Source organism: Alkaliphilus serpentinus, from assembly GCF_009017255.1.
GTDB lineage: Bacteria > Bacillota > Clostridia > Peptostreptococcales > Natronincolaceae > Alkaliphilus_D > Alkaliphilus_D serpentinus.
On the sequence record NZ_WBZB01000040.1, the window covers coordinates 134,850 to 145,277 of the forward strand.

8 protein-coding genes and 1 tRNA gene are annotated in these 10,428 nt (G+C 32.8%); all 9 read right to left on the reverse strand.

From position 1 onward, the window contains the following. Positions 1 to 152: 152 nt before the first annotated feature. Positions 153 to 249, reverse strand: a tRNA-Sec gene (locus tag F8153_RS11935). A gap of 121 nt (positions 250 to 370) precedes the next feature. Continuing rightward, complete coding sequence (locus F8153_RS16170; RefSeq protein ID WP_192929789.1) at positions 371 to 523, reverse strand: hypothetical protein; 153 nt, start codon at positions 521 to 523, stop codon at positions 371 to 373. A 166-nt stretch (positions 524 to 689) separates the two neighbouring features. After that, positions 690 to 2,603 carry an ABC transporter ATP-binding protein/permease gene (locus F8153_RS11940; protein WP_151866585.1) on the reverse strand — a complete coding sequence of 638 codons (1,914 nt, stop codon included), beginning with the start codon at positions 2,601 to 2,603 and terminating at the stop codon, positions 690 to 692. A 26-nt stretch (positions 2,604 to 2,629) separates the two neighbouring features. Next, positions 2,630 to 4,756, reverse strand: coding sequence for an ABC transporter ATP-binding protein/permease (locus F8153_RS11945; protein ID WP_192929790.1), 2,127 nt, complete (start codon positions 4,754 to 4,756; stop codon positions 2,630 to 2,632). Positions 4,757 to 4,813: 57 nt separating this feature from the next. Then, complete coding sequence (locus F8153_RS11950; protein WP_151866587.1) at positions 4,814 to 5,056, reverse strand: DUF885 family protein; 243 nt, start codon at positions 5,054 to 5,056, stop codon at positions 4,814 to 4,816. A gap of 88 nt (positions 5,057 to 5,144) precedes the next feature. Further along, the gene (locus F8153_RS11955; protein ID WP_151866588.1) at positions 5,145 to 5,609 is read right to left on the reverse strand and encodes a hypothetical protein; all 465 of its coding nucleotides are present in this window, start codon (positions 5,607 to 5,609) and stop codon (positions 5,145 to 5,147) included. Positions 5,610 to 5,649: 40 nt separating this feature from the next. Next, on the reverse strand, positions 5,650 to 7,935 hold the full coding sequence (locus tag F8153_RS11960) for a transglutaminase TgpA family protein (protein WP_151866589.1): 2,286 nt from the start codon (positions 7,933 to 7,935) through the stop codon (positions 5,650 to 5,652). Then, positions 7,919 to 9,136, reverse strand: a complete 1,218-nt coding sequence (locus tag F8153_RS11965) for a DUF58 domain-containing protein (RefSeq protein ID WP_151866590.1) — start codon at positions 9,134 to 9,136, stop codon at positions 7,919 to 7,921. Before F8153_RS11965 ends, F8153_RS11960 begins: the two co-directional genes overlap by 17 nt. After that, positions 9,126 to 10,076: an AAA family ATPase gene (locus F8153_RS11970; protein WP_151866591.1), complete on the reverse strand. Its 951-nt coding sequence runs from the start codon at positions 10,074 to 10,076 to the stop codon at positions 9,126 to 9,128. Before F8153_RS11970 ends, F8153_RS11965 begins: the two co-directional genes overlap by 11 nt. Positions 10,077 to 10,428: the final 352 nt, after the last annotated feature.

Consider the following 10,428-nt stretch of genomic DNA (forward strand, 5'->3'; position numbering starts at 1 on the left):
AGACATTCACGGACTAAACCTACGTCTTCATTTCACCTTCTCTGTCATTATTATTTTTTATCCTTCTGATATAAATTATCCAAGAAAATATTTGTTATATTTTTCCATTGTTTGCTCAATAAAAAAGAGCCTATAAGCTCTTAATATTCATATGGCGGGAGTACGTGGGAATCGAACCCACCTAAGAGGCTCCTAACCCCTCAAACTGGTTTTGAAGACCAGAGGCAACACCAGCCACCATCTACTCCCTTAATGTCTATAATTATTGCGACTAGTTTATTATAGCACAATTTGATTTTATGTCAAGGGATGAAATTGCCTATTAAGACAACGGTTTAACGACGTAATATGTGATAGAGACTAAAAGAGCTTAAATAAAAAACATATATACTATGAAGAATACAATGATAATAACAATACCTGCAATAACACTTAGATTTGAGATTGCTTTAGCTTTTTTTTCATATAGGATCCCTTTTTCATTTAAACTCTCATTAATCTTTGTCCAAAAGCCTCTTGACATTTTATTCTCCTCCTTTACTAAAGTAGATTGGATTGTTGGGTTTGAACAAGTCAAATTAAAGCATTTTATCAAATATAGAATTACTCAATGATACTTTCACTTATATTATAATGCAAATTTATGTTTTTAGCACTCTTATTAATATTGTCATCACTAAACATCCCTCCTACAAATCTTTAATATTAGATAATATAGAATTCTTAAGAATTGTTCTTTTAACTATATATACTATTGCAGAGATAAAGAATGATAAAACAAGTACTAATGCTACAACTATATTAAACATATTTATGATTTTAAATATATCCATAAAATTCTTAATATAATCCAGTCTAAAAGACATTACTACTATAAAAGCTAATAATGAGATTGTAACTAATAATAATGATAAAACACCAATAAAGAACATCTCTAATACTAGTATTTTTGTAATATTTCTTTTGTTGTATCCTATTGACCTATATAAACCAATTTCATATTTTCTTTCAAACAATGATGTAGACAACAATGAAATAAAAGAAATTGATGCAATAACTATTATTGTATAGAGAGCTATTTTTGATAACTCTAAGAATGAATCTATTTTATTATATAATATATCAACGTTTTTCTGATGATATTGGTTTACATTAACACTTTCATTTTGCTGAGCAATGTTTATTATTTCATCGTTAACATCACGATACAAATTATCTTTATACAATTTTACCTTCGTCGGTTTGATTCCACTTGGATATTCAAACAGTGAAGTAAATCCATCTATAAAGTATACAGTATGTTGTACTTCATGAATTTTACGATCATCAACCAAACCAACAATACTTATTCTTGGATTACCGTATTCCGTAACAATAAATTGTTTATTTTCTATCAAATTATAAACATAGCTGCTATCTACTTCACCTGTCATAAATTGATCGTACAATCTTTCAATATTTAGCAGAGTAATAGCACTCTTTGCGCTCATAAGCACTTCATTGCTTTCTTTAGGAAATCTACCATCAGTAAGAATTTCCTTAAAGTATTCATTTCTTGTTATTTCTTCTAAATAAGTAGGAGAGCCTGGCTTTTCTTTTAAAAAATCACTATTAGTAGCTATCTTAATTCTTGCATCATAGTTATATGCTGCATGAATTATATTACTATGGGATTCCCAATCGGCTAATAGATCTTTATCACCAACATCCTCTTTTATGTCCAAAATAACATTCATTATCCCTTTATCAATATAGTATTCGTGCATATATAATCTAAAAAATTCACCCTCCATTATTATAGCAAGAGAAGCGACTAACATGATAAATGCAGTTAAAATAATAAACCTAGCTGTGTGTTTATATCTTCCTAACAAATTTTTGATCGAAAGCCAGCTGCAGTTATTCTTATATGATTTAATGTTTTCAATTTTGTTAGAACCTTTTTTCTGATAATCTTCTATATCCTCAAATACCTTACCACTTTTTATAGTTATTATTCTGTCACTGTATTTCTCGGCCAGTTTTCTATTATGGGTTACAAATAATACGAGCTTTTCATTGGAAAGCTCCTTAATAATTTCAACGATATTTGATTCTGTTTCTTCATCCAAGCTCCCAGTAGGTTCATCGCATATTATCATGTCAACATCCTTTGCAATCATTCTGGCAATTGCCACCCTCTGCTTTTGCCCTCCCGACATCTGTTTAGGACGCTTATGAAGACAGTCTTCAAGACCTAATTTTATAAGGATTTCCTTTGCATTTTCTTTTTTGTTTATATTCTCATCAGACATACTGATAATCACATTATCAACTGCACTGAGATGATCAATTAGATTATATTCCTGAAATACAAATCCAACTTTTTCTCGCCGGAATAATTCATAATCAGTAATTTCCTGATTATTATAATAGATCTCCCCTGAATCTTGACAATCCAATCCTCCAATAATATTTAATAGTGTGGTTTTTCCATTACCACTATTTCCTAAAATAGCAACGAATCCTTTGTTAGAAAACTCAACATTCAGATTCCTTAAGACATCCTGGGTTTTTCCTTTTCTGATTTGATAACTCTTGTTTATATTCACTAATTTTAGCACGAGAACCTCCTATAGTGAGCCTTTGTCTATTTAATAAGATTAATGATGTTAACCTTTTTTAGTTCTTTACTTATTGAGAAAAGAATAATCGAAACTATCGCTAAAGCAACTCCTAAAAGAGAATAAATATCTAAGTATATTATCCTTCTCATCACTAGAATCCTATTAGGATCCAATGCATTTACTGTAGCCTGGTTTATAATCAAATTAATTATAAACCAAACCACAAGAGTACACAGGGAGACAAATAAGGCAATGAGCATCCCTTCCATCGCAAACATTTTTTTAATATCCTTAGATGAGTACCCTAATGATTTATATATACCAATATTATTTCTGTTTCGATCAATGTTGGTTTTGATTCCATTGAATATAGAGATGGCAGCAAAAATTGCCAAGAGAATACATGCAGCAATAATCGCCACCTTATAGCCATGTACATGGCTGTAATATAGCTCCCGTTCTTCTATAATATAATCATTGCCTCTAAAAATTGTTTTGAAAAACAAAAAATTTTTAAACACGTTGTCTCGAAGATCCAAATTTTCATTATCAATAAAAAGACTATAATAACGGAATTTTACACCATTGGCCCCTATATACACATCAGAGATATAATTTAAAAATTCTTCTTCAAGCATATAAATGTTATTGTTTACATAAATGCTCTTTTCTTCCCCATTATGTTCTACAGATAATTTACTAGTGAAGTTATAATTGGTCCATTTTTTAAAGTGTGTTAATCGTTCCTCTGTAAATTCAATGTTTATATGATAATCATCATCATCAATGATGCCAACGATCTTCAAATCATTATTGTATTCCCTCTTATCATTGTGTACTGAAGTGTTTTTATATGATAAATCAATGGCAGTCAGTTCATGGAACAACTCCTCATCTGATAAAGCAATTAACCAATCAAATAGACGATTTAACTCATCCTCCCTTTTTAACTCATCCTCCGTTTCGATTGACATACTACGATCATCAAAGATTTTTTGCCTTGCAGCACCTTTACTGTAGAGTATTTCGTTGTTTTTTTCTGGGAACCTTCCGAAGGTTATATCTGGTGTAATGTTTTCTTTTATACCTGGCTGCAGTGAAACCAAGTAACTATAACGACTCTCATTATTAGACATAAAGGTTGTTGTACTATGTAACCCTGTCATAATTCCTTTAATTTTTATATTATGGGCTTGATTAAAATCGTTAACATGAATTTGAAAACCTTCTATTGTCATCGACGGGGATTGTACTAGGATTTTATCTGTCTTATATTGATCATATAAGAAATTGTCTATCTCATTTTCAACACCTTTAACTATTCCTATTCCAAATAGAAAAATTGCCGAGATTATGATTATCAAGTAAGAAGCATTAAACAAACTCTTCTTGTTAGACAGCAAATTGATTATAAACCTATTGTTAAAGGTTTTGTCTTTTTTACAATCTTCTGTAGAATCATGAATAGGTAGTAGAAGGTCCGCTTTATTATGATGAACTACTTCCAATTTCTTGTTTTCAATATTTAATATGACATCAGAATATTTCTCGGCTAGCTCATCATCATGGGTAATAATAATAATGGTTTTATCTTTGAAAATATCTACTATAAGATCCATGATTTCATGTTTTGTTTCTTCATCCAAGCTTCCTGTTGGTTCATCACATAGCAAAACATCTGTTTCTCTAGCCAATGCTCTAGCGATGGCCACTCTTTGCCTTTCACCTCCAGACAGCTGGTGTGGCTTCTTATCTGCATGCTCAAAAAGACCAACTCGCTTTAAAAGCTCTAAGGCTTTTGCTTCTTTATCTTCAACATCGTTGGTTAGTCCTATTGTGATGTTTTTTATTAGGTTATGGTGGCTTATTAAATTTAAATTTTGAAAAATAAAACTAATATTCTCTCGTCTATATTTATCAAAATCTTGTATTGGCATTCCATTAAATAACAACTCTCCATCAAATTCTGAATCAATACCACCTATCAAATTTAAAAGAGTAGTCTTCCCACAACCACTTGCACCAAGAATTGATGTTGTTAAGCCTTGCTCAAAAGAAAAAGATAAATTTTCTAAAATAACTTGAGTCTTATGATTAGGCCCATACTTTTTTGTGACATTTTTTAATTCAATAATAGTATTTTTAATCATTGTGCACCTTCTCTTGTTAATCATTTTAAAGTTAAACCTGTAGAATAAGCCCAATCTCTATATTTTGTCTTTTATATATTTATTAACCTCATCTTCTAATATTTCTAAAGGCATACTTCCATTACCAACTACTACTCTATGGAATTCCTTTATGTCAAATTTATCTCCAAGCTCTGTTTTAGCCTTTTCTCTTAATTCTAACAACTTTATTTCCCCTACCTTATAAGCGCATGCTTGACCAGGCCAAAGAATGTACCTGTCTATTTCAGAAGAGGTATCATACCAGCTGAACTGGTTCATATAACTTACTCTTGAATGGTTAAATCCTTATATTCTGACTCCCTTACAACCTCCATAATTTCATTCTTAATCCTATCTAATTATTTAACTATCTATATTTATAGCCTCTTTTATGAATATACTTTTCCCATTCATCCTTTACTGAAGATCCTTTTCCTATCCCATTTATCTCGCTTTTACCAGAAAAGATAACAAAAAACAATAACAAACCACCGATATATGATGTAAGTAAGCTACTAAAGGCTGCAGAAAATGCAAAACTAAATTTACTTTCTTTTGCATATTTATATAGAAGAAATAGTGTTAAGGTAGACATAAACACCCCAAAATATGAGGTCATTCCGTGTTCAATAAATACCTCCTCTCCCTCTTTTTGAAGCATTCGTATAGCTGTCTCTCTAATTACCTTGCGCTCTTCCATAACTTCAAGAATCCTCTCATGAGATTCATGCAACCTATAAACGTTATACCCATGAAATATACCAACTATTATGGTTAATAGAATATTAATAATTATGATGGTTTTTGCTAATTTTGATAATTTATAATACATATTTACCTCCTTATTACGCCACTTAGGGGTGGGTGATTTCTTATAGATAAGTTATGGTATCATCACTAACCTTGTAGCAGTGATACAACCTTCCCAGTATATATTTTTTATAGACGTATTTAAATGATCCTTTTCTGTAACGCACCTTCCTTTCTATGAATTGAAAGAAATCAAAAATTAGCTCTTTATCCTCTTCTGACATTTCTATTTGACTGTACTTTGCTTTAACATATAAATCAGTTAGTTTGCGAAAATCATGCTCATAGTTATAGATCTTATTGTTAACTCGATGGGCATATTCGTATGCGGTTTCACCTTGGAGTATTCCATAGCCAAGTTGATCTAATAGCTGAGAGATGTTTTGATATAGATATAATACAGTATTACTACCCCTTATTTTTCTTAAATCTTTGTGATATTTTTTAATTCTACCATGAGTATAAATAACTCGCATTGGAACAAAGCTCAAAATAAATATAATCAATATCATCCATAAAGCTTTGCTCAATTTATCCCAGATCTCTGACAATCTGTTGCTTACTATTGGTGTGTCTATATCTATTTCAAGTGGATTGTCTCTGATATCTTCTCTACCATCTAAGGATTGTCTTTCCATATCATCAACCGATGTTTCTGGACTATCTTCCAATCCCTCATTGGGTATATCAATATCTTGAAAAGTTGCTAATGCAAAGGCAGGTGTTGCTTCAAAGGTAATCCAGCTTCCATTACCCATATATGCCTCTACCCAAGCATGGGCATTCCTTTGTGTAACCTCATATGTGCCATCCTTTTCTTCACTAGGTAGCATATAGCCTTCAACATATCTAGAGGGTATCCCTTGGGTACGAAGAAGGATTGCCATGGCAGTAGCAAAATATGTACAGTAGCCTTCCTTTTCTTCGAATAAAAAGTATTCTACAAAGTCCTTGCCATCTGGTGTGGATGTCGGTTCTAAAGAGTACTTATAGTTCTCTCGCAAATAGTTTCTTATGAGTATTGCCTTTTCATACGGAGAAATAGCACCTTTAGTTATACTTTCTCCTAACTTATAGACTGAATCCGATAGCTCAGTAGGTAATTGTAAGTACTCAGAATAGCCTGTTAATACTTCCTCTTTATCAAAATTCACAAATCTTGATGGAATATGAGCTCTCACCTCATATTTTTCACCCTTATACTTGTATCCTAAAAAGGTTACTTGATAATTTTCGTCAACCCTCATCTTTTTCAAACCACTATTGTTAATTCTTACGGGTTGATATGGTGAAAAAACTGTGCTGGTAGCTAGATTTTCATGGGTTATCTCAACTATAACCCTCGAACCAAAGTTTGCCTTAATAGATATCGCTGTAGAAGTATCATAGGTTTCTTCCTTTGTGCTGCCCTTTTCCCACTGATTATGATTGTATCTGTTTTTTACATTCCCTCTAAGATATAAAGGATAGGGTGCCTTAACCTTCATTACTAGCCGGTCGCTAAGCTGAACAGGACCTCCCAGTTCACTAATATTTGGCTGAAATCCCGTTAGGGTGAAGTTAAAGGGCTCAGCTTGAGAGTAGGCTCTACTATACACTACATCATCTCGAAGGTCTATTAAAGTTGGAAATCTCTTTTGAATCTTACTTTCCAGCCAATACCAATCTATGACAGCTCCACCCTTGGGCAGTATAGCTGCTATTATGATGATAATAAGTCCATAGCTTATTGCTGTTTTAAACCAATGGGGGTATACTTCTATGCTGTAGTTAGCTCTTTCCTTTACCCAAACCCTTAATGCATTAACGTAGCCATCGCAGCCTAAAAGTATGATATAAAGTATTAAGAACCAGGCCATCATAGAATAGGAGACATCTATATATATGTACCAGTAATATACGAAGAATAATAGGTATACAGGTAGCAACAGATAAACACGTTTAGTCTTAAACAGTATAATTATAGTATATAGGCTCAAAAGTATTGTGAAGATCATCCATAGGGCTGTAGTATTTTGAACAAATATTTCTTCAGTTCTGGCGAAGTGATTAGATATGTTTTGGTAAAATTGCTGTATCCACAACAATACCCTGATAATGGCTTCTTGATCGTAGAAGGTATATAATAGTAGGGCTCCAACAAGAACACCAAGGATTGGTAGAAGCGCAGTAGGAATAAGTACGAAAAGTTGAACTAATAATCCAATCAGAATGGTTACAAAGAACTTGCCAACTATATTTAAGTCAATGACTAATACGCTACTCATTACATTGGCTAATGTATACACCATAAGTAAATGGATAATTGTATAGGTTATTTTCTGATGATCTCTAAGCTCCTTTTTCATATTTTCCCTCCAAAACTTCCCGTATGTCCTGAGCTATGTCAATCAAATAAATGGGTATAGACTCTCCCTTCAGTACCTTGGCTACCTCTTTATTTTGATTCCATTGGATGGAATTTTCCTTCTTATCTCCTAATACAATATATACTGGGCTAATATTTCTCATTTTCAAACGAATTCCCTGTGCTCCTAGTTGTCTATTTAGTTGGGGAGTTAAGATAAATAGAGTGCTTCCATGATTAAGGAATGAGGTTAACTTTTCAACATTATTCTGAAGAAGTGAACTTCCTATTGGGTGAAACCCTACAATTGCATCCATAAAGGATTTTAGGTAACCCCTATGATTTCCATTTGTTTGGATTATTTCATCCTTCTCTTCATAGTGTAGGGTTACTTTCATATTCTGGGCTAAACAGTAGTCTATGATTGCTGCAGCAGCTTCGACTAGCTGGTCCTCAATCCAACCTTCATTATCCCCCTGATAGCTTGATTTATGACTATCTAAAACTATTACTACTTCATTATCTCCTCGTTCTTCATAATTTTTCACCATTAAATCTTCACTCTTAGCCGATGCCTTCCAATGTATTCTTCTTATTGAATCTCCGTCCTGATATACTCTCAGATCTGATAGAGATGAATAATCTTGAAATAAGGGTTCCTTAACAAGCAATTCTCCCATATGTTGACTTGCCTGAATCTTGAAGCTCTTCAAGGGGGTTATATTTGGGTAAACCTTAAAGGAAAGGGGAGTGACAATGGTTTTATGTAAAGAGTAGATATTGAAAATATCTCTGATATGAAGCTTTACTTTTCCTGCTCTATAATGTCCCCTTCTTCTACATGAAACTACAGTTGCTCCTTCATAATAATCCTTTTTTTCCAAGTGAAATATCTCTTTTTTTTCCTTTTTACCTGTAATCCTATAGGCAATGTTATTCTCCAATTCTAATATGGGAAATCCTAACGACAAAGGATTTTCAAATTCATATTGAATTATTACTTCTTCTCCAGCTACCATCTCCTTTTCAGGTAATCTTACTTCACCCTTTAAGAAAATAACTCCTAGTAAACAATGGATTAGAGGTATTAGTAGAAATAGTATAGATGTATAAAGCAGAAAATATGGCACTCTACCTCCAACCATTAGTGCAAAGGGAGTTACGATAATGCTGATAATAATTAAGGGAATTTTAACCTTCAATGGATTTCACCACCGGTACGTAAGTTCGTTCTAATACATCATCGATAATTTTCTCTGTTTTTCTACCTTCAATCCTAGCCTCTGCGGATAAGATAATACGATGACTCAACACATAGGGCACAATAGCCTTCACATCGTCAGGAATTACATAGTCTCTACCCTTAATATATGCATAGGCCTTTGCTCCTCTATAGAGGTCTATTGAAACTCTTGGGCTGGCCCCTAGGTGTATATCTTTATGTATTCTACTGGTATTTGCAATTCCAATTATGTACTTCAAAATATCATCATGTACATTAATTTCATCTACCTCCGACTGCATTGCCAATATATCCTCTTCATTAACAACAGGTTTGATATGCTCTAGGGTTTTATTGTTCTTATAGTTCCTAATGATTTTCTCTTCTTCCTTCTGCTGTGGATACCCTAATGATATCTGCATTAAAAAACGGTCCAATTGGGCTTCTGGTAAGGGAAAAGTTCCCTGATATTCCAATGGATTCTGAGTGGCTAACACCATAAATGGCTTTCTTAATACATAGGTTGTGTTTTCTACCGAGACTTCTCCCTCTTCCATTGCTTGTAATAAGCTAGATTGAGTTTTTGGAGATGTACGATTAATCTCATCTGCTAAAATAATCTGATTAAAAATGGGTCCTTTTCTAAATATGAACTTCTCTTCAGCTTTGTTGTATAGAGTAATACCTGTTATATCTGAAGGCATTAGATCTGGAGTAAATTGAATTCTACTATAGGTCAAGTTGATACTCTTAGCTAATGCCTTAACCATTGTAGTTTTCCCTACACCAGGAACATCCTGAATCAATAGATGACCCCCTGCTAATAAGCAAACCAATACCTTCTCCAATTCTTCATCCTTTCCTATAATCGCCTTCTTCATATTCTCTAAAATCTGGATTGCCTTTTCCCTTGATTTCATTTGGTTCACCTCTTTTTTTATTCCGAACAGTTCATTAAAATCATTCAAATTAACCATATCCACCTTTATAGGGTAAAATATATAATAATATAATATTAGATTATTTTTGGTAATATCCTGCATAATTCCTAATATTAAGAATATTTAATATGTGTCTGAATATTGTAACAAGTTAGTAATATGTGTAGATTTTTACTTAAAAACTAGGTATAAGCAAAGAACAAAAGCATTTCATGCGTTAATTTTCTATGGTTAAAATGCTTTTGTTTTCCAGAGAACCCATGCGTTCTCTAGGACGCTTCCCTGTACTCTCCTTATTCCTATAAGGGGGTTACCCCCTTAAAATCCCCCA

What these genes read in the sequence shown, in the direction of transcription:
- F8153_RS16170 (WP_192929789.1), bottom strand. Translation starts at nt 523, where the DNA reads ATGTCAAGAGGCTTTTGGACAAAGATTAATGAGAGTTTAAATGAAAAA.
- F8153_RS11945 (WP_192929790.1), bottom strand. Translation starts at nt 4,756, where the DNA reads ATGATTAAAAATACTATTATTGAATTAAAAAATGTCACAAAAAAGTAT.
- F8153_RS11950 (WP_151866587.1), bottom strand. Translation starts at nt 5,056, where the DNA reads ATGAACCAGTTCAGCTGGTATGATACCTCTTCTGAAATAGACAGGTAC.
- F8153_RS11955 (WP_151866588.1), bottom strand. Translation starts at nt 5,609, where the DNA reads ATGTATTATAAATTATCAAAATTAGCAAAAACCATCATAATTATTAAT.
- F8153_RS11960 (WP_151866589.1), bottom strand. Translation starts at nt 7,935, where the DNA reads ATGAAAAAGGAGCTTAGAGATCATCAGAAAATAACCTATACAATTATC.
- F8153_RS11970 (WP_151866591.1), bottom strand. Translation starts at nt 10,076, where the DNA reads ATGAAATCAAGGGAAAAGGCAATCCAGATTTTAGAGAATATGAAGAAG.